This window comes from Pseudoalteromonas rubra (assembly GCF_004212645.1).
GTDB lineage: Bacteria > Pseudomonadota > Gammaproteobacteria > Enterobacterales > Alteromonadaceae > Pseudoalteromonas > Pseudoalteromonas rubra_G.
In genome coordinates this window covers 56,246-81,348 of sequence record NZ_PPUZ01000034.1, presented here as the reverse complement: position 1 = coordinate 81,348, position 25,103 = coordinate 56,246, and the positions used below count along the sequence as shown (strand labels likewise).

The 25,103-nt window shown below is 48.3% G+C and carries 20 protein-coding genes; 8 read left to right on the top strand and 12 right to left on the bottom strand.

Translation table 11 applies throughout. The features are described 5' to 3' along the window. Positions 1 to 49: 49 nt before the first annotated feature. The 5 genes from drt3a to C3B51_RS12945 all read right to left on the bottom strand — a co-directional run bounded on the left by drt3a (position 50) and on the right by C3B51_RS12945 (position 4,894). Entirely contained in the window at positions 50 to 1,288 is a 1,239-nt protein-coding gene (drt3a, locus tag C3B51_RS12965; protein WP_130245305.1) for an antiviral reverse transcriptase Drt3a, read from the bottom strand. Position 1,289: 1 nt separating this feature from the next. Then, the gene (locus C3B51_RS12960; protein ID WP_130245304.1) at positions 1,290 to 1,895 is read right to left on the bottom strand and encodes an SLATT domain-containing protein; all 606 of its coding nucleotides are present in this window, start codon (positions 1,893 to 1,895) and stop codon (positions 1,290 to 1,292) included. 410 nt (positions 1,896 to 2,305) lie between these two features. Then, positions 2,306 to 2,770, bottom strand: coding sequence for an NfeD family protein (locus C3B51_RS12955; RefSeq protein WP_130245303.1), 465 nt, complete (start codon positions 2,768 to 2,770; stop codon positions 2,306 to 2,308). Beyond that, complete coding sequence (locus C3B51_RS12950; protein ID WP_046007417.1) at positions 2,767 to 3,726, bottom strand: slipin family protein; 960 nt, start codon at positions 3,724 to 3,726, stop codon at positions 2,767 to 2,769. The genes C3B51_RS12955 and C3B51_RS12950 overlap by 4 nt, the downstream gene beginning before the upstream one ends. A gap of 58 nt (positions 3,727 to 3,784) precedes the next feature. Further along, positions 3,785 to 4,894, bottom strand: a complete 1,110-nt coding sequence (locus tag C3B51_RS12945; protein WP_130245302.1) for an alanine racemase — start codon at positions 4,892 to 4,894, stop codon at positions 3,785 to 3,787. 309 nt (positions 4,895 to 5,203) lie between these two features. Here C3B51_RS12945 and C3B51_RS12940 point away from each other — a divergent pair, with 309 nt between their 5' ends. Beyond that, on the top strand, positions 5,204 to 5,827 hold the full coding sequence (locus C3B51_RS12940; protein WP_046007419.1) for a class I SAM-dependent methyltransferase: 624 nt from the start codon (positions 5,204 to 5,206) through the stop codon (positions 5,825 to 5,827). Here the strand turns inward: C3B51_RS12940 and nudB are convergent. Further along, positions 5,811 to 6,251 carry a dihydroneopterin triphosphate diphosphatase gene (nudB, locus tag C3B51_RS12935; protein ID WP_130245301.1) on the bottom strand — a complete coding sequence of 147 codons (441 nt, stop codon included), beginning with the start codon at positions 6,249 to 6,251 and terminating at the stop codon, positions 5,811 to 5,813. The genes C3B51_RS12940 and nudB overlap by 17 nt on opposite strands. Positions 6,252 to 6,788: 537 nt before the next feature. Between nudB and C3B51_RS12930 the strand changes: the two genes are divergently transcribed. The 6 genes from C3B51_RS12930 to C3B51_RS12905 all read left to right on the top strand — a co-directional run bounded on the left by C3B51_RS12930 (position 6,789) and on the right by C3B51_RS12905 (position 16,600). Continuing rightward, positions 6,789 to 7,868, top strand: coding sequence for a tetratricopeptide repeat protein (locus C3B51_RS12930; RefSeq protein ID WP_165389153.1), 1,080 nt, complete (start codon positions 6,789 to 6,791; stop codon positions 7,866 to 7,868). A 132-nt stretch (positions 7,869 to 8,000) separates the two neighbouring features. Further along, positions 8,001 to 9,869, top strand: coding sequence for a M6 family metalloprotease domain-containing protein (locus C3B51_RS12925; RefSeq protein WP_130245299.1), 1,869 nt, complete (start codon positions 8,001 to 8,003; stop codon positions 9,867 to 9,869). 157 nt (positions 9,870 to 10,026) lie between these two features. After that, positions 10,027 to 12,726, top strand: coding sequence for a TonB-dependent receptor domain-containing protein (locus C3B51_RS12920; protein ID WP_130245298.1), 2,700 nt, complete (start codon positions 10,027 to 10,029; stop codon positions 12,724 to 12,726). A gap of 92 nt (positions 12,727 to 12,818) precedes the next feature. After that, positions 12,819 to 13,643, top strand: coding sequence for a substrate-binding periplasmic protein (locus C3B51_RS12915; RefSeq protein ID WP_130245297.1), 825 nt, complete (start codon positions 12,819 to 12,821; stop codon positions 13,641 to 13,643). A gap of 27 nt (positions 13,644 to 13,670) precedes the next feature. Next, positions 13,671 to 15,335, top strand: coding sequence for a methyl-accepting chemotaxis protein (locus tag C3B51_RS12910; RefSeq protein ID WP_130245296.1), 1,665 nt, complete (start codon positions 13,671 to 13,673; stop codon positions 15,333 to 15,335). A gap of 47 nt (positions 15,336 to 15,382) precedes the next feature. After that, positions 15,383 to 16,600 carry an Nramp family divalent metal transporter gene (locus tag C3B51_RS12905; protein ID WP_130245295.1) on the top strand — a complete coding sequence of 406 codons (1,218 nt, stop codon included), beginning with the start codon at positions 15,383 to 15,385 and terminating at the stop codon, positions 16,598 to 16,600. Between the two features lie 172 nt (positions 16,601 to 16,772). Here the strand turns inward: C3B51_RS12905 and C3B51_RS12900 are convergent, their stop codons facing one another. After that, positions 16,773 to 18,623, bottom strand: coding sequence for a S41 family peptidase (locus C3B51_RS12900; RefSeq protein WP_130245294.1), 1,851 nt, complete (start codon positions 18,621 to 18,623; stop codon positions 16,773 to 16,775). A 72-nt stretch (positions 18,624 to 18,695) separates the two neighbouring features. Beyond that, positions 18,696 to 20,684: a winged helix-turn-helix domain-containing protein gene (locus C3B51_RS12895; RefSeq protein ID WP_130245293.1), complete on the bottom strand. Its 1,989-nt coding sequence runs from the start codon at positions 20,682 to 20,684 to the stop codon at positions 18,696 to 18,698. 219 nt (positions 20,685 to 20,903) lie between these two features. Here C3B51_RS12895 and C3B51_RS12890 point away from each other — a divergent pair, with 219 nt between their 5' ends. Then, on the top strand, positions 20,904 to 22,037 hold the full coding sequence (locus C3B51_RS12890) for an alpha/beta hydrolase (protein ID WP_130245292.1): 1,134 nt from the start codon (positions 20,904 to 20,906) through the stop codon (positions 22,035 to 22,037). A gap of 62 nt (positions 22,038 to 22,099) precedes the next feature. On the opposite strand, the gene C3B51_RS12885 is transcribed toward C3B51_RS12890, so the two are convergent. The 4 genes from C3B51_RS12885 to C3B51_RS12870 form a co-directional block, all read right to left on the bottom strand. Further along, complete coding sequence (locus C3B51_RS12885) at positions 22,100 to 22,945, bottom strand: acyl-CoA thioester hydrolase/BAAT C-terminal domain-containing protein (protein WP_130245291.1); 846 nt, start codon at positions 22,943 to 22,945, stop codon at positions 22,100 to 22,102. Between the two features lie 49 nt (positions 22,946 to 22,994). Continuing rightward, on the bottom strand, positions 22,995 to 23,696 hold the full coding sequence (locus C3B51_RS12880) for a LytR/AlgR family response regulator transcription factor (protein WP_130245290.1): 702 nt from the start codon (positions 23,694 to 23,696) through the stop codon (positions 22,995 to 22,997). Further along, a complete protein-coding gene (locus C3B51_RS12875; protein WP_130245289.1) occupies positions 23,690 to 24,703 on the bottom strand; it encodes a sensor histidine kinase in 1,014 nt (337 codons plus the stop codon). The genes C3B51_RS12880 and C3B51_RS12875 overlap by 7 nt, the downstream gene beginning before the upstream one ends. Before the next feature lie 134 nt (positions 24,704 to 24,837). Then, positions 24,838 to 25,098: a RebB family R body protein gene (locus tag C3B51_RS12870; protein ID WP_130245288.1), complete on the bottom strand. Its 261-nt coding sequence runs from the start codon at positions 25,096 to 25,098 to the stop codon at positions 24,838 to 24,840. Between the last annotated feature and the right edge of the window lie 5 nt (positions 25,099 to 25,103).

Here is a 25,103-nt window from a genome sequence, read left to right as displayed (position 1 = left end):
ATCTATTAAACCACTACACTTTTTGATAGCGTTATCTTTACTTTTTTCATCACTTTTTCTTATGGTTTTGATTTTTCCAGCACTGTTTTACAAATTTCATTTGTGTATCATTCAAATCTAGATACTTACGGCTTAAAAAACCTTCCTTGAAGCATATCTTTGTTATTTCTGCCTTCTCTTTGTCAGGGATTCTCGTCATTGCTCTGCCAAAGAAATTATTTTTCTTTGTATACATTGATTTAATAATAAATCTATTAAATTCTTCAAATACTTTTGGATTATTAACTAGGCGGTTGCTGTAGTATATCCCTCCCTTTAAAGTTCCATTTCTATTGCGGCTCGAACTTATTGGGTAATTACCAGAAAGAACATCAATTCTCCGTTTCAGAAGACGCTTCTGGTAAAAGCTATTTGGCCTGTGAAAAGAGCGGGCTAACAAAGAGTGGATGATTCTAGTTTTAATTTTTCTTATTTTATCATCCGAAAGAGTGACATCAACCAATCTTTTATTTCCATTTTCTTTAGAACGAACTATATATTTATATCCTAGATAGTCAAAACTGACTTTGGTTTTTTCACTGTCACTTAAAGATGGAATATTCTTAATAAATGTTTTGTTATTGGTTTGAATAGAATGCTCTTTAAGTATTTTATCTAAATTTTCTTTTACTACTTCATATTTTCTAGTGCTTAATATGAATATATCGTCTACATATCTTGAATAGTAATAAACTCCAGGAATCGAGCGAATCAGGTTGTCAATGTTCCTCATGAATATTTCTGAGAGTGCTGGACTGATAGATAAGCCTCTGGGGAGACTATTTGATACAAGGCTAGACAAGGACTGGAGAATAGTATTTGAATTTGATGCTAGCAGTTTATCATCGTAGAGCTTTGATAGTAGCCTTTCATAGTTAATTGACTCATAAAAGCTTTTAATGTCCACTCGAATTATTCCATAACTAGATGATGTTTCTAGTATTCTAAGAACCTGCTCCGAAATCTCGTCTCGATTTGATGTGGTTATTTTATAAAGCCGCTTTAAATCATAGCTGATTTTTTTCAAGCAGTAGTGTTCAACTGGTTCGTCTGTATAATATACAGTTTTTCCAGCTATTATTGTGGTTTTTATATTTTTTATTTCAAAATCATAGGTCTCTATAGATTTTGAAACTTTTTCTAGTTCATTTAAATATTCAGTTCTATTCCGTCCTAGCTGAAATTTAATGATCTCATTTTTAGTTGTAATGTTTAGAAGTGATTTTGCACTGAAATCTTGTCTTAGCATCTTAGCTGGTAACCTTTACTAAAATCGAAAGTATTACACTTAAAGAGACAAACGTAATTAAGTAGTAGGGGAAGAGGCAGAAATGTTGTTTGATATGCTTCTTATAGTAATAATCAGGTTCTTTATTTTTATTGATCTCACACTTAGCAATATGGTAGTCAATGTCTTTGTGATTGACAGGATTTTCAATTAGGATCTTGTTGTATCTATCTACTATCTCTCCATATGAGGCTGAATCTTCGCTTTGTATGTCGACTTGTATCTCCCTTGCTAGCTTGTTGAGTTTCAGGGCTGAATCGTAGATTTTCTCATATTGAACATCCAACCTTGCTGAAGAAATCGCGATGGATAAAGCTAAGATAATTACTGATGAGAGTGTTGTGAATATCCAGCCTGGCAATGTTATTTGTATGAAAAGTAGAGGTTCTATCGACTTTATTCCATAATAGTTCTCGCATATAGTCAGTAAAATCAGAGATATAGAGATTGCCGATATGGAAAACAATGACCACCATGTTTTTTTGTTTAGTCTCTTGCTACAGTTGAACCGAGCGCTGGCAACAATTTTTACGTCTTTTTCTAGTTTTACTAAAGGGTCTTCGTTCATGTCATATAATTCAGGATACAATGCATTCGCTATGCTATCAGTTTCAATGATGATTATCTAGATTTAAGAACTCTCTTCAATTTTAATTACTTTATTTAAATCATAATATTACTTGTTTCATTTAATAGGCTATAACCGTGTTTACAATAAATTCGCGAAAACTTAATGACAGCTGGTTACTTTATGTATAGTCATTGTTCAAAAATTAGAGACGTATACTCATCTACATTTTTTAGGTAACCCTCCCAGCCTTTGGCTATTCTTGTAAAGTACCTTCTCTGAGAGAAACTACAGAAAACCAGCTCAAAATTGAAACTGGCTATCATGCACCAATAAGCACAATTACTAGCCTGGTATCATGACCCAACCTTAACAAAGCACAGGGTGCTTATCAGAAACACGTTTGCAGCTTAACTAGGCGTATTCAGCGCTTCCACCCACAGCACCCCGACGCTTTTTTTGACCACTTTGACTGTGGTGCCTTTTGCAATAGGCGTTTCGCTTTTTAGCTGCCAGGTGATCCCGGAGTAGGCATGGGTGAGCTGGCTTTGCTCGTTGAGGTCGTCGCTGAGTACCAAGGTGATGTCGGCAAAGTCGCTGTTTACTTCTGTGCTTTGTGTTTTAGCCTGCATACGCTTGAGCGGTTGCCAAAGTACAGCTGCCAGAGCGGCGGTTAATACCGCATTGACCCACAGTGCATTCATGAGCGTTGCGTCCAGTAAGCTCACCGACATCATCAGGCCACTCAGGACCAGTGACAGGCCGAGGAAAAACAGTACAAAGGTGGCAAAGCCCAGTACGGCGACTTCTATAATTAAAGCCAGCAGCCCGAGTACAATCAGGATCTGGCTCAGGTGTTCCACAAACAGGCTCACGGTTGCTCCTTCTGCTTTTTATTCAGGCTGTTGATGATCGACATGCCTTGTGCTACCAAAGAGCTGGGATCGGTGCCGCTTTCAGGCAACAAGACCACGGAAGATTCACGGGCAATGGCTTCTTTGGCTACAATAGCTTTGCTGGCCAGGTCGAGCTGAATGGCTTTTTGGCCTTCTTCGGTGTTGGCGGCTTCACCGACTTTTCTCAGTGCATCTGCTTGCGCTTCCGCAACGGCGATAATGGCTTTTGCTTCACCTTCTGCTTTGAGGATCTGCTCGGCTTTTTCTGCCTCTGCGGCCAGTACCTGGGCTTGTTTTTTACCCTCGGCCACGTTGATAGCGGCTTGTCTGTCACCTTCCGATTCCAGGATCTGCGCACGCTTAACCCGCTCTGCTTTCATTTGCGCTTCCATGGCTTCCATTACTGAGTTGGGTGGCACTATGTCTTTGATCTCATATCTGAGTACCTGAATGCCCCAGGGGTCCGACGCGGCATTGATGGCAGAGACAATATTGGTATTGAGCATATCGCGCTCTTCAAAGGTTTTATCCAGCTCCATTTTGCCCAGCTCACTACGCATGGTGGTTTGCGCCAGCTGAGTGACCGCGAAAATGTAATCGTCAACGCCATAAGTAGCCTTGTAGGGGTCCAGCACCCGAAAGTACAGCACGCCGTCTACAATCAAGGAGATGTTGTCGCGGGTGATGGCCGACTGAGAGGGCACATCGACGGCTTGCTCTTTAAGGCTGCGATCGGCAGACACCTGATCGATAAAAGGCACAATAAAGTTCAAACCGGCTTCTTTGGTGGACTGGTATTTACCAAACCTTTCTATGATCCAGGCGCGGTTTTGCGGCACAAATTTAATGCTGCCTTTGAGCACAAAGATGATAAAAATCAGCAAAAAGGCCTCAACGGTGAGGAGGTAGTCGAGAATGAGCGTGATAGGGTCCATGTTTATTCCTTCTTTATTTCCGTGTCTGTACTATAGCAACAATGCTGAATATGGACCATTACCAGCCGCCAAAACGTGGCCAGTAGTCCATTTCATCATCGAAAATCACCTGATACCCCGCATGTTGCGCGGCGGTGGCACAGGCGTGATTTGGCAATATGCGCAGTAAGGTGCCAATGGCAAAATGACTCAGGTCCAGGCCCTCGGGCAGGGCCACAATGCCGTGCTCCTGATTAACGCTGTTTACGCACAGCTCGGGTATAACGTGGCCGGCTTCGTCACACACCAGACCATAACCATACTGAAGCGAGGCAATGCCGGTATCGCGAGACAGCGCCATCCAGCCGGCATCGAGGATCAGCCAGTTTTTCTCGCGGTTATGACCAATCACCCGGGTCAGCACACTCAGTGCGATATCTTGTGAGCGGCAGACGCCCAGACCGGCCATCACCAGATCCATACTGGCATAGACACCAGCGCGTACTTCGGTGATCTGCTCAAACCCATCTCCGAGCATTGCGGTGGGGGTCGAGCCAACACTGATAATGGCACTGTCGATCTGTTGCGCGCTTAACCGGCTCGCCGCATCGCGGACTGCATTTTGCTCTTGTTGTGCCATAGCACGGATCTCATCCAGGCTGTTGCACTCATACGAGCCACCGGCATGTGTCAGCAATCCTGAGTATAACCCGCCGGATGCCAGAATTTTGCCAACGGCAATGAGCTGCGGATCTTCTGGCGCAATACCGGCACGTTTTCCGTCACAGTCTATCTCAATCAGGCAGCTGAGCTTACAGCCATTGTCCTGACAAAAGGCATGGACAAACTGCGCCTGCTCAAAACTGTCGAGCAAAATATGTAGCGTAACGCCCTGATTCTGGATATCCAGGATCTCCGGGAGTTTGTGCTCACTGATCCCCACCGCATAGGTAATGTCTGTAAATCCGGCCTGAGCGAACTGTTTGACTTCTTCAAGGGTAGATACAGTGCAGGGGGCAGATGTGTCTTCCAGCATATATCTGGCTGCGTCTACCGATTTGAGGGTTTTCAGGTGTGGCCGTAACCTGACATCAAATTGTGCCAGGTGCGTGTTTAGCCGCCCAATATTAGTCAGCAGCTTTTTTTTATCCAGCAGCAGACAGGGGGTGTGTAAAGCATTGAGTGACATAAATACTCCTTGTGTAATGGATCACTGACGTCAACCGTTGGCATGCATTTAGGAACAGATCCCGGCATGTTTTCAGATGTTCGAAACCTAAGCTTCCTGTAAAGTGGCGCGTGGTTCGTATTGACCATAATGGATCCACAATCGATCAGCTGTATGGCAACCAATGTATACGCTTTTATCGCTAAATCAAAGCGTTAATCGTGACTGAATCTCAGGCATGTTTAACCAAACTGTCATAATTGTGCCTTGATTATTGTCTATGATGGTCGCGTAACAGGAACACATGAAATTGGTTGGAGCGTAGCAACTATGCCTATGCAATATTACGAAGACAATGCATTACAACTGGCTAAACTTTACCAGTCTTACCGCTTTGAGCTGCTACATGCTTCATGGCTAAAATTTGTTACCCCTTTGATGGAACAAGCGGGTTTAAAGTTTTTGGATATTGGTGCCGGGGCAGGCAGAGACGCCAGGTTTTTTGCCGAGCAGGCAGAGCAGGCACAAGTGGTTGCTGTAGAGCCCGTGTGCTCGTTAAATCGTCTGGGGCAGGCCTATACCCGCGATATGCCGATCAGCTGGTATCAGGACGAGCTGCCTTGCCTTTACAAGGTGCAAAAGGAGCATCACGGTTTTGATGTGATTTTAGTGAGCTCGGTATTCAATTATTTGCAGTCGAGCTCGGGCCAGCAGGCTATGCTCACTTTGCGCAACCTGATGAATCCGGATGCACTGTTGGTAGTGAAGCTGCGCCACTGTAGCGATGAAGAAGCGTTAGAGGTCCGTGGAATGGTCAATTGTACCGTGGATTATCTGCTGGATATCGCGCACAAAGCGGATTTAACCTGCCTGGAGGTAACTGAACCCGAAGAAGATGCCCAGGGCAGAGCATCCGTCACCTGGCAGACACTGTTATTTAAGCCAGCTCAATAGACAAAATCTCCTGGCGGTTACTGCTTGACCAGGCTTGCTCGGCCGCTTGTTGCTGAGTAAGCCAGCGATAAGCCAGGTGTTCCCCCGGTGCAAGCTGCACCTCACATCCTTTTGGCACGCAAACACTGAACACATACTCAGTATTGACCTTGGCACCTGCCACATATCTGTGCCGCCATTGCTCTCTGATGGTGTACTGATTACACTTTTGATGATCTGTGATACTCAGGCCCAGAGTGTGAGCGTCAATGCCGGTTTCTTCTAATAACTCGCGGTATGCTGTCTGGACGGGGGTTTCTCCGGGGTCAATTCCCCCAGTTACAGATTGCCAAAAATCTGGATCATCGGCGCGTTGCAAAAGCAAAAATTCGTTGTGGGTATTATAGATAACGACGAGTACGGAATGCGGTTGTCTGAGTGCCATGGTAGTCACTGTGCTGTTTTTGCCAAATTTACCCAAAAATAAGCCGGGTTGGCAAGTTAATTGGGCCAGGCAGAAGGCAAAAAAAAAGGCAGGAAATGTCCTGCCTAACCTCCAATAGCAACAAAACTGTGCCAGGAAATACCCAATAAACCAACATCCTTGTTGGTAAGCTCTACTTCTCGGGAGTTCATTTGGAATGACTCGTGTGATTAGCCATGCCCTAAGGAACGACTTCATGCTATCGCAGTGTTTTCCAAATGTAAACAAGAAAATGAGATATTTCATATAAAAATATTTATATTTGTGTTTTTCGCTCATTTTTTGTCAATAAAATAAGCTACTTCCCAATTGGTGCTCTAAATGGGTAAAAATGGATGTGAGTAGTTTTATTAACAAATATGTTTTTTTTGTATGCTTTTTGGGTGGTTTTTTGACCTGGTTGTGTCAATAATAGCCAGCTTGGCGCGCGCGGTTATCTGGTATATTAATTGTATCTGTACCATGCTTAACCACATTGTAATTAGGTGTCACCGATTTATGCTCACAAGCTTGCTGTTTTTTGCCGCCGTCGCGTTCACCCCAGCGGAGTTATTCAAAACATTAAACCAGTTAAAGGAGCTTAATGATAAAAATCCGGCTCAGGCTGCTTTGGTGTTTCATCAGGCTCAGGAACGGTTACCTTCAGAGCCCAGCAAAGGTTTGTTGCAGGTGTATCTGGCCGGGCTTGAGTCGGGCGTCAGAGCACATGATCATAAAGTAGTAACGCACATCATAGCGCAACTTAATCAGGACAAGTGGCAGGCATATTTGCAGGGCGAACATGTTCATGTGATAGGCTCTGTGGCTATCTACCATCGTCATATGCATGACTACGACTATGCCGAGCAATTGAATGAGTGTGCTTTGAATTATGTGGCTGATGAGAAGCAGTATGCCCGGATAGCCAACAATCTTGCGGTGGTCTATCGGTTTACTGGTAAGCATAAAAAGGCAACCGGGATCCTCAAAGAAGCCATGATGCTCTCTGATGACAGGGAGATAATCGCAAACATCAAAAACAATCTGGGCAACCTGTACTTCGACAATAACAGCTACCGCAATGCTCAGCTGATGTACATCCGGGCGTTTTTATTCCATTCAGAAACAGAGCAATTTGGCCATGCCGCCGGTACTGGCTTGAACCTGCTTAATACACAAATCCATTTGCGTGACTGGGGTGGCTTTGTGCGTTTTAAGTCTTCTGTTGCAACTCAGATTAACGCCAGCGGGCAAACCGTGTTTAATGACTTTTATCAGTGGCAACTGGCCGTCTTCGACGCGGTGGTCGAGGCCAAGGTTTTACAACCCGAGGTACAAACAAAGTTAATCGCGTCCATGCCGGCTTTGATTGGCTCACAGCTGACCCCATCTGTGGATATGTACGTGCAGTTGCTCAACAACACGGCAATCACGGCCGCCTGGTCGAAGGCCAAAGTAAACCACCCAAAACCGGCGCAGCTCACGCAAACTGGCAGCGGGCGTATCATGCTGCCGCGCTGGTGTGCTCAGGAGCAAAATAACTTGCCTCTATCCGACCTTAGCAAAACTGTGCTCCATAGTATAAACAACCAGCATTGAAGCTGCGGCAAATAAGATGATCACAAAAATTTAAATTTGATAAGTTGTAAATGTAGGGTTAATAATTAAGTTCCTGTTTTCATATCTCTGTTGATATGAAAAAGGTATACCAACATGTAAAGGAACTTAAATATGCAAACACTACACTCTTTGTTGGCCATTGGGACGCTGAGCGTTGCAACGCTTGCCCAGGCCGCTATCCCTTATAACAACACCCGTTACGAGTTTACCCAACCCAACGGCAAGACAGTCACACTCTTTTTGCAAGGTAACGACTATTACGCAGAGCAAAGAACGGCGGATGGTCGCCTGGTCATTTACGATGAAACGCTTAAGGGCATGGCATACGCGCAGGTGAGTGCGGATGGTCGGGAATTGGAGTCTACCGGACAACTGGTTGGCAGCGAAGGCGCACTACGGCCAAGCACTGTCGGCAAGCCTCAGGCCGGACTGACGGATTTGGCCAAAGCGGCGCAGGTTGAAAAAATGCGTGTACAGATGCTAGGCGAACAGGGCGGGTTACACACCGCGATGGTTGATATGAATAGCCCGGAAGAGATCAGTGGTCAGGTAAAGGGCCTGACGATCATCATAGATTTCCCCGATGAACGTGGCACCATTACCAAAGCACAGGTAGAGCGTTTTTTGAACGACTTAAATTACAACGAGTTTGGTAATGCACAATCGGTGCGGGGCTATTTTCGCTCGGTATCGGGCAATAAGCTCGACTATACCAACACAGTGACCCAGTATTACACGGCAAAAAAGAACAAGGCATATTATGCCGACTCCAGCCTCAGCTCGACGGTTCGCTCTCAGGAGCTGATCAACGAAGCGCTGCAATGGCTGGAATACCAGCAAGGATTTGATTTTTCTCAGCTCACCACCAACAACAGTAAACAGATCCGGGGGCTTAATATCTTTTATGCTGGTAATTCAGACAGTGCCTGGTCTAAGGGATTGTGGCCACACATGGCAAGGCTCAGCCCGCGTTTTTGTGCCGATGGCGTGTGTACCGACCGTTATCAGATCACCGATATGCGCGCCAGTCTGGCCATTGGCACTTTTGTCCACGAGTCGGGCCATTTGATCACAAACTGGCCAGATCTTTATGACTACGATGGCAGCTCCGAAGGCTCAGTGGCCAGCTTTGGCGTGATGGGTTACGGGGCCATAGGCACAACCAATCGTTACAAGCCGACGCCGCCCGTCGCACACTTCAGGGCTATTGCAGGCTGGGACACAGTGACTGAGCTGAACCCGGCAATTAATGCCAATGCGCCTTCAGGGCGTTTAAGTCATACCTCGGACAGCGGCACCTCTTATAAATGGACCAATCCGGCAAACAGCAATGAAGCATTTTATATCGAAGCCATTCATAAGTCGGGTCAAAACTCTGAGCAGCTCGATCAAGGGCTGGCCATCTGGCATGTCGACAGTCGTGGTACTAACTCGAATGAATGGTATCCGTACATTCAGATGGAGCACGGTGATGGTAACCGAGACCCGGAATATAAGCGTAATCGCGGCGACGGCAGCGATCTATTTGATGTGGCGGGGGAGTTCACTCAGGCTTTGCCCAATGCACAAACCTCGCGTGGTACGAATGCACTGTGGTGGAACGGCAGTGACTCCGGGCTTAGGATCAGCGATATTTCCGATCCGGCACAAACCATTTCTTTCACCATCGACACTGCAACACAACCCGAACCAGACACCTACACAGGTACACTGAGTGACAAACAAAGTGCCATTGAGCCGAACGGTAGCTGGTTTCAGTACGGCGGCGGTACGATTGGTCTGGGCCTGAGTGGGCCCGCCAGTGCCGATTTTGACCTGAAAATAGAAAAATGGCTAAACGGCGCCTGGCAACAGGTTGCGATTTCTGAATCACCATCCTCCACTGAGTCGATTAACTACAGTGTCGGGTCTGGCTATTACCGCTTTGTGGTGTATTCCTACTCAGGGGCTGGCAGCTACACATTGCGTGTGAGTAAATAATCGGCCACGCTAGTCGCAATTTTGAGTGAGCGTGCAGGCCAGTCTGTGCGCTTACTTGCGCCGCAATGCCCGCTATGAGCAAAAAAACACGCCAGTTTTGCTATGACCTTGAAATCTGCGACTATGATTAAAACAGCAATATTAAAATGCTGTGGGAGTGACACTCCAGGGACACATAGCACTTGAGCAAATTTACCGTCAGCAACAACAAGGTGAAATCATGTGCAACTCCTCGCTCAGAGCCCAGTCTTTGCTATTGCGGACTCTGCCTTTGTTACTTTGTCCCGCGTTAGTCGTTGCCGAAACACCCACCAACGCACAAAGTAACGACCAAAGTGCCATAGAAACTATCACTGTCACGGGGTCGCGGATCAAGCGCTCTATTCAGTCAGAGAGTGCCTCGCCCATTTCCAGCACGGAACTCAGCGACCTGACCGATATTGGCGCAAACAATGTCCGAGATCTGATCGAAGTTTTGCCCTTTAATGCCGGGTCGCAGAACAACTCAGATAACTTGTCGCAAAACTTTACTGCGGGCACCTCGAACGTCAACCTGCGGGGGCTGGGCGTATCGTCAACCTTAGTGTTATTGAATGGGATCCGGCAGGTTACGTCGGCAGTGGTGACCGATCAGGGCGCAAGTTTTGTTGATACCGCATCACTGGTGCCAACTTTGGCCATCAAGCGAGTCGAAATATTAAAAGACGGTGCCTCTGCCATTTACGGTTCAGATGCCGTTGCCGGGGTGGTGAATTTTATTACCCGGGACGACTTAGAAGGGAGCGAGCTGCAATATGAGTATCGCACTCGCTGGAGTGAGGGCGATCAGGAGGATACCAAAATTGACTTTGCCCATGGCGGGTATGTAGGTGATACCGGACACATGCTGTTTGCGGTCAGCTTTCTTGAGCGCTCCAGCTTATTACTTGACGAAGTTGACTGGTTACAGCCCGCCACCAGTAGCTTTGGTAACCCGGGGAGTTTTGTCATTCCTTCGCGTGCGGATGAAAACAATCCCAATGGATTAACGGTCGCAGATCCAAATTGTGTTGCTAATGGCGGGATTTTCTCCGAAGGGAGCAACGGCAATTCGTTTTGTTTGTTTGATTTTGGCCCACAGATCACCGCCGTGCCGAACGAAGACAGGCTGCAAGCCTACGCGCGCGCAACCAGGGACTGGAGCGATACCACGCGCTTATGGGCTGAATTTGGCTACGCCAGAAACAAAATAACTCGGGAAGTGTCACCCAGTTTTCCGGTACTGAACGCCCCCAGTGTGCTGGCAAGTCACCCGGATAACCCCTATGGTGAGGACATCTTCTTTCGTGGCCGGCCTTACGGGGTCGGTAAACCAACCGAAATCAACTATTACGACCACACGACTTCGCGGTTTGCCTTTGGTGGCGATGGTGAAATAACAGAAGGCATTTACTGGCAGTTCTCTTTTGTAGCGGCTGCGAACGACGCCATATTGAATCCAAGAGACGTCATTACCGATAACTTTCAGGCCGCATTGCATGGCTTAGGGGGGATCAAGTGCAGTGGCACCACAGTGGCCGAGGCCGGGCAAGGCGAGTGCTATTACTTCAACCCCTTTGATCCGCAGGACCCGGACAACGAGCTGCTCAGAGACTTTATTATCGGCGATTATCTGGGGGATGCGGAATCGGAAATGCGAGTGTATGAGGCCGTGATCACCGGTGAGTCGTTGTTTGAAGTGGGCGGTGGCGATGTCGGCTATGCGCTCGGTTTTCAGTACCGCGATGAGTCCATTAATAATGTCTATGACTCTTTTACCCAGCAAGACAGCTTTGCTTTTCTCATTGGTAATCAGAATTTTTACGGGGAGCGTGATGTAAAAGCCGTGTTCGCCGAAGTGCTGGTGCCGCTGACAGTCGATTTAGAAATCGGCGCGGCATTACGTTATGAGGATTATGGCGAGTTTGGTGGCGACACCACCAATCCTAAGGTGTCGTTTTTATGGCTGGCCAGCGAGCTGTTTTCATTTCGGGGCACTTACAGCACGTCTTTCCGGGCACCGTCGGTTCATCAGTTACAGGGCGTACAGACCAACTTTGCTAACATCACCGATCCGGAAGATCGCTCTACCACGTTTGGCGGTAACCGAACCGTTGGCGATCCCAACCTGGTCCCGGAGACCTCACAGGCGGTGAATCTTGGCCTGTCTTTCTCTTTGGATGAACTTGCTGTGGACTTGGATTACTGGGATTTTTCATTTGAAGACGTACTGACCCGTGAAAGCCATCAGGCGGTGGTCAACGCCAACCCTAATGATCCAAGCCGGGTGATCCGCACGTCAGCCGGTACCATCTCCATTGTGAATACCAAATTCATCAACGCCGAAGCCATTGATACGTCCGGGCTGGATATTAGCACCACAACCATCTATCGCACTGATATGGGAGATTTCAGGCCGCAACTCAAGGCCTCATATTTGTTGAGTTACGACCTTATGGATGCGTCCGGCAACACCAGCGACGGGCTGGGCAAACTTAACCGTAACACGGTCGGTAATCCGGCTCCGCGGTTACGAGGCAGCATTGGCATGAATTGGTCAGATGGCGAGCACAGTGCCAACATTTATTTTCGTCATGTTGCCAGCTATGAAAACGACGTCAGCGGCGAATCTATCAGCTCGTTCAACACCATTGACTTGCAATACAGCATCAATCTGGGCGACCTGGTGAAGGAGGATTCAGAAACCCGGCTTATCGCTGGTATCGTCAATGCCACCGACGAAGATCCGCCTTATGTCAGCATTGCAGGTAGTTATGACCCCAGAACGGGCGACCCCCGCGGGCGTCGCGCTTATATCAAAGTACAGCTGAGCTTCTGATATATGACTGGCTTTGTGTGGTACACACAGTGTTTATTCGATTGCGCAAACGTGCTTGCCCAGCCTCTGCTCAGGCTGACAGGTGGGGCGTCATGACAGTTTGGTGCAGGGTGTTGTTTTGCCTGGTGGCAGTTTGTCTGTTGGGCGCCAGTACGCCTGAAAAACCGGTTATCAGGCTGGTTACGCTTGAATATCCGCCTTACGAGTTTCAGGGCAAAAATGGTCCCAGCGGCATAGCGGTGGAGCTGGTACGCGAGGTATTCAGGCGTATGGAGCAGCCCTACAGCATCGACATTCTTCCCTGGGGCAGAGCGATTAGAGAAGTGGAAACCGGGCGCTACGATGGTATTTTCACCATTTACAAAACGCCTCAAAGACTGACATTTTTGGATTACTCGGATGAGGTGCTCATTGAGCAGTCAATTGCTTTGTTCACGCTGAGAAAAAACAATATTCACTTTGACGGTCGACTTAACTCACTGGCGCCTTATCGGGTTGGGGTTATGCATAAAGTGAGCTATGGCACAGAAATCGACACGGCGCTAAAAAGAGGCGTGTTTGAAAATGTCGTGACGACAGATACAGGCCGACGGAGCTTTGAGTTGCTGCTAGCAGACAGAGTGGAAGTGGTGGTGATCAACCGACTCGGTGCCCTTGAGATCATCAAGCAGCTCGGCATTGAAGACTTGGTTGCCGAGGTGCCCAGTTACCGCTATGAGATCCCCAGTTATATTGCGTTTTCTAAGGTCCGCGCGCTGGATAAAACCCGGCTGGAGGTGGAGCAGGCGCTGCGGGAAATAAAAAAAGACGGCACCTATGACAAAATACTGCAAGAGTATCTTAAGCACTATAACAAGGAGCAGTCCATCTACGACACGTCGCCACAAACCGGTAAAGCGGTTGAAGAGCGCTCTTAAAGCTGCGCAACAAAGAGGCTGAGCAACATGAAACTCAAAATAAAGTCCAGACTGATATTGTTGTCACTGATCCCCGTGATCATGATTTCCTCCGTGGTGACCTTAATCACCTATCTGGAAGCGAAAAAACTCAACGAGGTGCAAGTTGAGTTGAGTCGCAAAGAAATGATGCGCATGAAGCGCGTGGAGCTAAAAGCGTATCTGGAAATTGCCAAAACAGCCTTGACGCCCTTAATGCAGGGAGACCATCCCCAGTCAGAGGCCATTGCCCTGCTCAAAAACATCAAATTTAGCAAAACCGGCTATCTGTTTGGCTTTAAGCCCGATGGGACACGCGTTATGCAGGGCGACAGCAACCAGGGGATTGGCGAAAACTTTATCGATTTGCAGGATAAGCGGGGTAATTATCTGGTTCGGGATATCATTTCTTCGGCGCAAACGGGGGATGGCTATTCGGTTTACTACTTTCCTAAACTGGGCCAGAGTGAGCCCTTACCTAAGCTGGCATATAGCATCTATTTACCCAAATGGGACCTCATAGTGGGTACCGGCTTTTACACCGATGATGTCGATGCTCTGGTTAAGTCCATGCGGGACAAAAATGAAGTGCAGCTCTATGAGAGCATCGCCAATATTTTGCTGTTCACTGTGATTGTGTCTATCGGGGTGGCCGGGCTCGGCCTTATTATCAGTAAAAGCATCACTGTGCCTTTGTCTAAATTCGAAGATACCATACATATTTATGCTGCCAGAGACGCGGACTTAACGGTGCGCATTCCGGACTTTACCGTACCTGAGTTTGACAGCCTGAGTCGGGACTTTAATATTTTTCTTGGCCAGCTGCATGAGCTGATCAAGAAGGTGGCCAAACTCACCAACGAGGTGGTTGATGAAACCCGACAGATCTCGGGGGCCTCTGGTAATATCAATTCAATCTTGCTACGCCAGCAAACCGAAACTGAATTGATCGCCACGGCGATGACACAGTTGACGGCCTCTGCCGAAGAAATTTCCCGCAATGCCAATGAGGCCGCGACGGCCGCTAAAAATGCCGATAACAGCGCAAATGATACCCGTCACTCAGTTGATGAAGCGATGAATTCAGTGAATACGCTGGCTGAGAAGCTGGATGAGGCAAGCAGTGTGATTCTAAAACTGGAGGGGGATGTGCAGGGGATCTCCGGTTCTTTATCCATTATTCAGGAAATCGCCGAACAAACGAATCTGCTGGCTTTGAATGCGGCCATCGAAGCGGCCCGGGCAGGCGAGCAGGGCAGAGGCTTTGCGGTGGTCGCCGATGAAGTCAGGGAGCTGGCCACGCGCACGCAAAAAAGTGCCTCACAGATCCTGGGTGTGATCAATACGCTGACCGACGGTTCAAAAGAGGCCGTACGTGCCATGGAATCGAGCAAAAGTTATAGCGCCATTACGGTCGATAAGGCAGCCTCGGCGGCCGAGTCTCTGACGCAAATCGTCCAGTTCATCAATGAAATTTTGAGCGTGAATGAGCATATTGCCGATGCGACTAAGGAGCAAAACATTGTTGATAAAGAGATCTCTGAGCGCACCGATTCTATCTCACAGCAAAGCAAGGAGTCGGTGTCGATTGGTACTGAGAACTTAAGTGTCAGTAATAATCTGAGTGAAAAGGCCGGAGAGCTGGCGGCCATTGTGAACCGTTTCAAGATTTAATTAGGAGCAAAGTGAATGCCACAGCATCGGTCAGGAAAGCGTGAGTCATGCTAAAGAAATTTAAAAATCTGGGACCTGGCGTTATTGTGACCGCAGCCTTCATCGGGCCGGGCACCATCACTGCCTGCACACTGGCTGGTGCTCAGTTCGGGTATGCGCTGTTATGGGCGCTGGTGTTTGCAACCCTGGCGACCATTATTTTACAGGAAATGTCGGCGCGGGTAGGGATAGTCACACAGCAAGGGCTTGGCGCCGTGATCCATCAGTCTTTGCAGGACTCTGTGTGGAAATGGCCATTATTTGCTTTGATCATTGTGGCCATTTGTATTGGCAATGCGGCCTATGAGGCGGGTAATCTGGTGGGCGCCGCGCTGGGCATTGAGGCGATCACCACACCCGGAAAATGGGTTTTTCGCAGTTCAATCATCGCGCTTACTGCTCTGGGCGCGGTGATTTTGATTCTCGGGACCTACAAGCAAATTGAGCGTATTTTGATAGCCCTGGTGTTTGTCATGGCGCTGGCATTTGTCGTCACCTTTTTCCTGGTAGATCCGGATTTAACCGTCTTACTTAAAGGGATGGTGACACCTCAGTTACCCGAAGGCTCCTTGCTGACAGTCATTGCATTGATTGGCACAACCGTGGTGCCTTATAACTTGTTTTTACATGCCTCGGCGGCAAAGGCACACTGGTCTGATCCGGATGATATTCCTCAGGCGCGTGCGGACACAGCAATTTCCATTGGCCTGGGCGGCCTTATCGCCATTTTGGTGACCTCTACGGCGGCGGCCAGTATCTTTACACTGGGGTTGAGCGTGAATAATGCCGTTGACATGGCCAAGGTATTTGAGCCCTTGTTTGGTAGCTTGTCTAAGTACCTGCTGGGTATAGGGTTGTTTGCCGCAGGCCTGAGTAGTGTTATCACCGCACCGCTGGCCACCAGTTATGTGGTAACAGAGTTATTACAGCTGGACACCGAAGTGGATGCCAGGCCGTTTCGGTTTATCAGCGTCACTATTATTGTGATTGGGGCGGTGTTATCTATGGCCAATATTAAGCCGATAGAAATTATCTTACTTGCCCAGTTTGCCAATGGCCTGCTGTTGCCTATTATCGCTGGTTTTCTGCTCTATGTAATGAACAATAAACGCATGCTGGGCAAATACTCGAATACCTTAGTGTCCAATATTTTGGGCTTTTCTGTGCTTATTTTAACCGCCATGCTGGGGATCCGCCTGATAGCTAAATCTCTCGGTTGGCTTTGATGTGCGACAAAAATATCTGAGGGTGGACTAAAAGCTGAAGCACTTTACTTGCTTCAGCTTTATTTAACTTGCGGTGATATTAGCTCGGGTTACCTGTGTTTTTGACTTTCCTTTTGGGCCTGGCTCAGTCAGGCCCAAAAGGTATAGTGCGCAGGGAGTTTATGATGGTAAATTACTTTAACTGTGCGTTTAAATAATCGACGGCGGCTTCTAACTGGTTATCTCTTTGCATTCTGATGCTTTCAATGGTTCTGGGCACCCAGATATCAATTTCAACTCCTGCGTTGATCAAGGGATCGCCGTTAAGCCGGTTAGCGAGCATACCGGTAAAGGTAAACAGGTTGTCCCGTGCCATACTTGCCGATAAATCAAAGAAATCAGCATTAAAAATTTCCCCATTGATACCCGATGTCGATTCTCCAAGTACTTTTATGCCGCCACTGCGGGCAAACACCAGCGCATGCTCACTCTGGCTCTGGCTTTCCCGAGATGCCAGCGCAATTGCCGGAATGTTCAGTGCGTCCTGTGCGACACGGATTGTCTGTGTGATGTTTTGTACTTGTGCATCACTTTGGTTGGGCGCGCCCTGCCAGACGTAGGTGAGCGTATCATTGACGGCGTCGCGCTGAATAAACCAGCTGAGTACGCCCTGCCATCCCTGCCAGCTGGTTGGATACTGGCGCATATCCAGTACCACGGCTTTGGCATCTTGTAGCTGAGCACGCAATGAGCTAAGGGCTTGCTGCTCGACATGATAGACGTTGATGCGATATATATTGTCGCCCAGGTGCTCCAGTACCTCAGAGCCAATGGGTACATATCTCATGCCGCTAAACTTGAGCGGGTTATCCCGTTTAAGTGGAGTTACGGTTTGCTGAATTTCGCTGCCATCTGACTTTTTTATCTGATAGCGAACGGGGGTTTCTGAGGTTTTATATAAATGCCAGCGGGCAGCCCAATTTACGCGGTGCAGCTGGTTGCGAAGCGAATCAGCTGCGCGACTTTGCAGGTAGGTTTGCACGGGTTCATCATCAATTGAGAGTATTTCGTCACCAATCTCGATATCCGAGCGATTGTTTTGCTCGGTGCGTGTGATAATGGCTTTTCCTTCGACTATCTCAAATAAGAAGGGCATATAATAATCAAAAGGGGGTAACTCCGGGTCTGGCAACACAATGCTGAGGTGGTTGTCATTTAGTTTTGTAAACTCAGCATAAATCCGCGCGTTTCGCTGAGTCAGGACCGGCTCAGTGCAGGCGCTCAGTAAGGGCTTAAGGCTTTGCGTCCAGTTGATATCGACCTGCTGAAAATAGGGCCAGAAGTGCTGGATCATAGCCCACATACTAGAGACGGTTGCCATACATATTTCCGGCTGCCTGAAATCACTCGTCAGCTGCCAGCGCCCCAGTTGGGAGAAGGTGTCGCCCGTTAGTTGGGTCTGCGTTGGCAGGTATAATGGGAGATAAACGGATTGCTGGCCATAGTCCAGGCTGATATGGCGGTTGCTGGGTAAATACGCCTGGCTGCTTAGCGAGCCGTAGCTGCCCTCAAGCAAGTTTCTCCTGTAGGTCACCTGCGAGAAGGGCGCGTTTTGCCGCCACGCTGCAACCTGTGTTTGTTGATTAATCGTGGGTAACTGGTCCTGCCTGGTTACCAGGTAAGGCGCAATTTGTCGCAATAATTCAATGCCTTTATCGGTCCTGGACCCACCTTCGGTTTGACTCAACTCGACAATACTTTCAGCAATAAAAAGTGGCCAGTCTGAGGCCTGTACCGACTGCGATGGATAAAAGTATTGTACTGAATGGGCCAGTGTGACGAAGTCTTCTACATCTTCAATCAGTGTGTCATCAAAGACCACATCCGGGCGTGCCTGAGGAGAGTTGGGGAGTTGACTAGTATCAGGGGGAGTAACTGGGCTTGGGCTGGCAGTTTGGTCGCTTTGCTTGGTATTGTCTCCACCACCGCCTCCACATGCGGCTAAACAGAGGCTCACGCAGATAAAAATTAACTGATTTCGCATTAGGCCTTTTCCTTGTTTTTATCATTATTAGGTACGAAATTAGCGCTAATTTATGCATATGTAAACCCGCTTTCAGAATGTAAGCTGTGAAAGCATCAGATCGCTGTCGATGTTTTGCCAGTGGGAATAATAATAGATAAAGGCGTTTTGCTCGGAGTAAAACGCGCTGCTAACAAACTGAGCAGACTTGGGCAGCGGTTGTTGAGACAGCAGGTTTAGGTGGGGGTCAAACTCAAGCAGGCGTTGAGCACCCGGCGCTGTGACTTGCACCAGGATACGCTCGCCCACACTGAAGGCATGGCGTATTTGTCCGCTGCCGGGTTGCCAGCTCACTCCGGTAGCGGCTCTGAGCGTATTGTCCTGCCAGCCAATGTGGTGCGTGTTACTTGCATAAATAAAGTGTTCGGGGCCCGGTAATAATTCTGTTTCGCCCGAATCGGTATCATACTTCACCGTGCTTGTCTGTGTGGCATGAGTTAGATAAAGCACATCGGTTCCCGGTAAGTCAGAGGTCTGCCAGTATTCAACCCTGGTTATTGGCTGAGCTATGGGTAACGCCGAAAGCTCGCGAGTTGCGACGTCAAATCGATACACTTTTTTGTCCGCTGCAAATACCAGTTGCCGCGCATTTGGGTGCCAGATAGCGCGAGATATAAAATCTTCCCGCCCGGGGTTGGTAAAAATCACTTCGGGTTGATTGTTCTGAACTGTCATATATAGCTGCGGGTAACCGCTGCGGTTCGAAACAAATACCACACTACGGCCGCTGGGTGATACAGATGCAAGGTAGTCTTCATACTTACTGTGTATCAGCGCCGCGTCCGGGCTTTGGTTGTTGAACACGTTAATGGTTTGATGAGCCCGGCTTGTAAGCAGTTTGTCCTGATATAGGTTTGCATCCAAAACGCCTGTCGACAGAGCGTGCTTAACGGTGACAAGCTGATTATTCGCTTCTAATGTAAATACTGCGGGCTTTAAGCTGTCCAATAATATCAGGCGGTTATGGTGCGAAGACCAGGCCAGTTTATAGCGCCCGTCAAGTTCCGCGTTAATAACGTTGACGCTCAGCGAGTCGGGGTCAATATTAAGCAGTTTGTTGACTTTTCTATTTTCAAATAGTGATACATACAAGCCATCAGGCGTAGCGGCCAGATCGACGATGTCGTGTGCTGCGGGCAGGGTCATCAGCGTTTTTAGCTCAAAACTAATTAAGTCCAGTTGCATGATAACACTTTGTCTTGTGTCGGTTTTCACAGTGTCTGGGTGAGCCGCAACAAAGTAGATGGCCGAGCCTGGCCCTTTGAGCAAATGCCTGATGTTACGCAGGTGCCTGGTTGCGGGCAGGCTGTGCTGTGGTTGAATACCGGATTGCGTCAGCCTGACTCTGATAAGCTTGCCTGCTTCTGAGTCGGTTTGTGCAATCAGCAGCTGCTTGTTTGTCAGCCAGGTAAAGTCGCGGATCTGTACATCGGGCAATAGCAGGTCCTGACCCGGATTTTCGAGTTGCCGTACGACCAATTCCGTTTGCTTATCTGCGCTTTGACGCAAAAAAGCAATGGCCTTACCGTCGGGTGAAAACTGGCCGTTAAATTCTGCCAAAGCGGTAAAGGTAAACGCCTGAGTATCAGAGAGTGTAGGCTGTGGCCTGGAAAAAATATAAGCAACAATAACAAGAGTTAAGAAGAGCATGCTGAACACAGATAGCAAGGTTTTGGCGGGCGTTTTAGTGCCAGTTTGGGGCTTTGAAATAGCCGCTTCTAAACTGTAGCCCTGTTTGGCATGTGTAAAGATGATTTCGGGCGACTTGCTGCTGTCTCTGAGTGCTTTTCTTAGCAGTGCAATCAGGCGCTGCAATGAGCTGGGTGAAAAAACGCGACCGGGCCAGATGGTTTCATACAACGTTTCTTGTGCAATCACCGTATTGGGCTGTCCGGCAAGCACGCATAACAGGGCCATCGCTTTTGGTTCCAGCGAATTTACTCCGTCCGAGTGTTGCACCTGATTCCGCTGTGGGTCAATTATTATGTTGTTGATCACAAAAGCGTGCGTTAATTTTTCCATGCTTAACTTATTGAATTATATGACCTAAGAAATTCCTAAGATAAAAATTAGGACGATTACATCGCCTTCAATGGTTGTTTTTAGTTGTATTGCTGAGCGCAGTCACTCACCTGGATACCGCACAGACAATTTGTCGTTAATACGAGTGAACCCAGAGGTGTCCCCATGTGGGGCATATTTAAGCGCTTTTAAATAATAAATACAATGGAGTAAACAAAAATGAAGTTAGTTTGGCTATTCGCACTGTTATGTGTTTCACACTTATCATGGGGCAATGAAAGGGAGGTTGAGATAGAGCTTTCCTCAGCGGTGTTTAAAGAAACACGTAAGGTACATATTTCGTTACCTGTGGGCTATTTTAATCTGGAGAACAAAGCACGACGCTTTCCCGTGTTATACCTGACGGATGCCGGTAGTCAGATGGACCATGCCGCCAGTATGATCCATTACTTGCAAGGGGGCATCTCTGAAATGATAGTGGTGGGTATTGAGACGCCATCACGCAGTCGGGATTTGAGTCCGTATACCGACGACGGTCAGGTAATGACCGAGCCGGCCAATCACGCGTTGCTGAGCTTTATTCGCACCGAGGTGAAGCCACTGGTCGAGCAGCGTTATCGGACCAACTCGTTCAGCCTGCTCAGCGGTCATTCTCTGGGAGGGCTGTTTACCTTGTACACTATGCTGTCGACCCCTGAGCTATTTGATGTGTACATTGCATTGTCGCCGGCGATGGGCTGGGGCAGTGGTAATATGCTGTCATTCATTGAGCAGCATCCGGAGCGCTTAAAACTGGACAAAACGCTGATCATCGCAACAGAAGCGGATACCCCGTTTGAAAAGCAGATCCCAAACTTTATCCGGCTCAGAAAAAACCTCGATGCACATGCCGGGCCTAAACTTAACTGGCATGCCGACCTGTATGAAGCAGAGGATCATATGACCATTGCCCATATTGGCCTCTATGATGCCGTACGCTATGTATTTCGTAACTGGTGGATCACTGGTGAGAAAATCAAAGGCAAAAAACACGAATTTGATGCACATTATCAGGGGCTGTCAGAGCGCCTTGGTTATGAGGTTGTGCCTGAATTTAATGAGCTTTGGGGGCTGAGCAATTATCTGCTTGTTAAAGAGTATATTGAAGAGGCCGAATATATCGTTAATAAATGGATAGCCTATTATCCGGATACCGCAGAGCCTTACGGTATGTTGAGCCGGGTATTGATGGCTAAGGAAGCGCCACAACAGGCAATGAAAGCCGTGAACAAGGCGATTTCTTTATCTGTGGGTGACGCGTCTCAGCTGGCCTGGCTAAACAAGCAAAAGCAGACAATTCAGCAAACCTTGTGATCCAACTCTGCCGCCAGTCACTCAGTGCCTACCGGTAACTGGCGAATGCCGCCAAAGTGTGGTTACTGGCACTGTTTAACCAGTGTGTTAGTTAAGAACTGATTGACCTGAGCTTGCGTTTCGCGGTTAAAGCTGTAGTGGCCGCCAGGTAACTCTATATGGTCATATAAATAGGCAAAACTAGCCTGCTCAAGGGTGTCGATGATGTTATTTGCCATTACATGAGATGGCCAGATCTCATCCTGTTTGGCTGAGACCAGCAGTACTGGGCCATTGGTTTTTTCTACCGGGATCCGCGCAGCATGCAATGTTTCTGTGTCGGCATTGTCCAGTGCACTTTTGAATGCAGGCGTATATGTGCCGGTGACTAGGCCTTTTTGCATTGACCAGGAAATCAGCGGTGCATTGACATAGGGTAAAGGGGTTTGCTCAAGCTGCCAGCCAGGTTGTGAGGAAACAGTTTTTACCGCGTTCCAGCTAACATGACTGGGCATGACCGCTACCGCATGGTTAATGTGCTCAAAGTGCGCAGCTAGCAGCAGCGCCAGCTCCGCACCTTTGGAAAATCCATAGACCGCAATGCAGTTTGAGTTGATCCTGGGGTCGTCTGCCAGTTTGCTAATTCGCGTGGCAATGTCATCCAGCGACAGCGAAATTTGTCTCGAAGGCGTGCCCGGTGTCCCAAAATAGGCGAGCGACGCAACAGACATACCGTGTTTATGAAAGCTATCCAACAGGGAGTGAAAATGCGGTTTCGCCAGGGTATTACCGCCTTCGCTGCCACCAAGCAGCACAACCAGCGGGTGCGGCTGGTCATCATTAATAAAATGGCGCTTCACATCGGGGTCCGTGGCTGAATTACAGGCACTAAGCAGCCCTGCCAGCAGGACCGGCATTATGTTTTTCATATCAGTTTCCTTTGTTTTTTATTGTTTGGGTGAGCCGCGGGGCTCGGTGTTAAATCTGGAGTTTTTGCCGCAGCAGCTTTGCACCACTGCGACTGCTGATCACCTGTTGCCCACTGTGCGCCATTTTGATCAAATACCCTCCGGTAACCCAACGCTCCAGTGTGCTGATCTTCAGGCGGTTGACAATGGCGTTACGGTGAATGCGAAGAAACACATCGGGCAGTGTGGTCATGAGCTCTTCAAGCGTCAGATCTATGGGGTAAGTGTGTGCGGCGCTATATGCGATGGCATGGCCGTGCTCCAGCTTGATGACTTCAATCTGGCTGGCTTCAATACGGGTTACCTTATCGCCGACTTTGCTGGTCAGCACCAATGGCTCAGTGTCGGCCAGGCTTTGTGCGTTAACCCGAGACAGGGCCAGGGCTAGTCGCTCATTGGTATAGGGCTTGAGCAAGTAGTCCGTTGCGCCAAGTGTAAATGCATCTACGGCAAATTCGCTGTAGGCTGTGGTAAAGATGATCTGGCCTTTGAACCCGGCTGCTTGTAACTGCTGGCTCAGCTGCAGGCCATTCATGCCCGGCAGATTGATATCAACAAAGACCAGATCAATTTGATAATGGCTAAAATCAGCTAAAAAGCGCGCTGGGTCCTCGCCATGATAGACGAGTTGGTAGTGACACAGCTGGCTCAGCTGCGTTTGTAGTTTTTGTAATGCCGGCAATTCATCTTCGATAATGGCGATATTCAGCATTGTGATTCCTCCAGCACAAACTGCGCTTTGGCGCCACCATTGGGCAAGTTAGAGAGCGTCAGCTCAGCATTGGCTTCCAGCTTGAGTCGGGAGCGGGTAATCGCCAGGCCCAGGCCTGTTAGTGCATCACCCGCCAACACAGACTCGGGAAAGCCTACCCCATTGTCAGTGACTGAAATGGCTGCCAAACCCTGCTCAAGGTGTGCTCGAATGGTGATGCACAGCGGGCGTTTCTGACCATGTTTGATGGCATTTTCAATCAGCGGCTGGAGCACCATGGCAGGTAAGGTGAGGTTGAGCAGCGCGTCGTCAATTTTGAACTCAATCTGCAAACTTTCGCCAAAGCGACACTGTTCGATTTCACACCACTTGTGGAGTGTTAATAGTTCATCAGACAGGTTAACGGCGGGCGACTCGGAACGCCCTGATATTGTGTGCCTGAGTGAGTAGCGCAGAATAGCCGACAGGTTATGAACCAGCGTTTCAGCCTGCGCCGGACGAGACGAGGTCAGTGCGGCAATGGTGTTTAAGCTGTTAAACAAAAAGTGTGGATTAAGCTGACTGTGAAGTAACCTGAGTTCAGCCTGCTGGCGCAATAACTGCTCATCTTTGAGGTGTTTTTGGGTAAGGTAAAACTTTGTCAGCACAAATATACCGCTACTCCATGGCAGAGCAATGAAAAGCGCTTCTGCTATTTCCAGGGCGCGGATCCCGAGCAGCTGAGCACGCAGCGCCCCAAATACCAAAGTGCCAGCAACTATGGCCAAATAAAGCAGGCCATATTGTGTAAACCAGTGTGAGATTGCAACGCGCCGTATCAGTAAATAACTGACAAGCATAGGCAACCAATACATAAACAGTACAGCAGCCAGTGAAGAGAAAACAATGGGGGGTGAGAGCGGCAGTGCGCGCTGCACCCAGTCGGTTAAGCTAATCGACAGGCTCACCATGGCGATGATGGCCAGTGCCATGAGCTGCTCACTACGCTGTAAATAAATTACTGACATCTCAATCCACTAGGTAAAAAATCTACGGATAGTTTACCTTATTTGGGGAGCTCTTCAGTAACAAGCTGAGTGAACAGTTATTTTTCCATGGTGAATGGTTCCAAACCAATAGATCAGTTAGATAACTCGGTATGCTAGCCGCGATTTAACATCCTGCGAGTGGCAATCCCGGTTGACGCCGTATCTATGCTGTATAAGCTGCTCACACCCTGGGCAATAGGCGACATCGAAAATTTTTGCGACAGTGCCGAACGCTGGGCTGTACTGGCGAGCGCCTGGCTTGAGGCCAGCATCAAGTTGCCCATTGCAACGGCCGGGGTGTCTCCCAGAACTTTGGTATTCACCTGAGTCACGGCATCTGTGATCTGACTGTTCACTGCGGTTGGAAATGCCATAAAAA

What these genes read in the sequence shown, in the direction of transcription:
- drt3a (WP_130245305.1), bottom strand. Translation starts at nt 1,288, where the DNA reads ATGCTAAGACAAGATTTCAGTGCAAAATCACTTCTAAACATTACAACT.
- C3B51_RS12960 (WP_130245304.1), bottom strand. Translation starts at nt 1,895, where the DNA reads ATGAACGAAGACCCTTTAGTAAAACTAGAAAAAGACGTAAAAATTGTT.
- C3B51_RS12950 (WP_046007417.1), bottom strand. Translation starts at nt 3,726, where the DNA reads ATGGACCCTATCACGCTCATTCTCGACTACCTCCTCACCGTTGAGGCC.
- C3B51_RS12945 (WP_130245302.1), bottom strand. Translation starts at nt 4,894, where the DNA reads ATGTCACTCAATGCTTTACACACCCCCTGTCTGCTGCTGGATAAAAAA.
- C3B51_RS12940 (WP_046007419.1), top strand. Translation starts at nt 5,204, where the DNA reads ATGCCTATGCAATATTACGAAGACAATGCATTACAACTGGCTAAACTT.
- nudB (WP_130245301.1), bottom strand. Translation starts at nt 6,251, where the DNA reads ATGGCACTCAGACAACCGCATTCCGTACTCGTCGTTATCTATAATACC.
- C3B51_RS12930 (WP_165389153.1), top strand. Translation starts at nt 6,789, where the DNA reads ATGCTCACAAGCTTGCTGTTTTTTGCCGCCGTCGCGTTCACCCCAGCG.
- C3B51_RS12925 (WP_130245299.1), top strand. Translation starts at nt 8,001, where the DNA reads ATGCAAACACTACACTCTTTGTTGGCCATTGGGACGCTGAGCGTTGCA.
- C3B51_RS12915 (WP_130245297.1), top strand. Translation starts at nt 12,819, where the DNA reads ATGACAGTTTGGTGCAGGGTGTTGTTTTGCCTGGTGGCAGTTTGTCTG.
- C3B51_RS12910 (WP_130245296.1), top strand. Translation starts at nt 13,671, where the DNA reads ATGAAACTCAAAATAAAGTCCAGACTGATATTGTTGTCACTGATCCCC.
- C3B51_RS12905 (WP_130245295.1), top strand. Translation starts at nt 15,383, where the DNA reads ATGCTAAAGAAATTTAAAAATCTGGGACCTGGCGTTATTGTGACCGCA.
- C3B51_RS12900 (WP_130245294.1), bottom strand. Translation starts at nt 18,623, where the DNA reads ATGCGAAATCAGTTAATTTTTATCTGCGTGAGCCTCTGTTTAGCCGCA.
- C3B51_RS12895 (WP_130245293.1), bottom strand. Translation starts at nt 20,684, where the DNA reads ATGGAAAAATTAACGCACGCTTTTGTGATCAACAACATAATAATTGAC.
- C3B51_RS12890 (WP_130245292.1), top strand. Translation starts at nt 20,904, where the DNA reads ATGAAGTTAGTTTGGCTATTCGCACTGTTATGTGTTTCACACTTATCA.
- C3B51_RS12885 (WP_130245291.1), bottom strand. Translation starts at nt 22,945, where the DNA reads ATGAAAAACATAATGCCGGTCCTGCTGGCAGGGCTGCTTAGTGCCTGT.
- C3B51_RS12880 (WP_130245290.1), bottom strand. Translation starts at nt 23,696, where the DNA reads ATGCTGAATATCGCCATTATCGAAGATGAATTGCCGGCATTACAAAAA.
- C3B51_RS12875 (WP_130245289.1), bottom strand. Translation starts at nt 24,703, where the DNA reads ATGTCAGTAATTTATTTACAGCGTAGTGAGCAGCTCATGGCACTGGCC.
- C3B51_RS12870 (WP_130245288.1), bottom strand. Translation starts at nt 25,098, where the DNA reads ATGGCATTTCCAACCGCAGTGAACAGTCAGATCACAGATGCCGTGACT.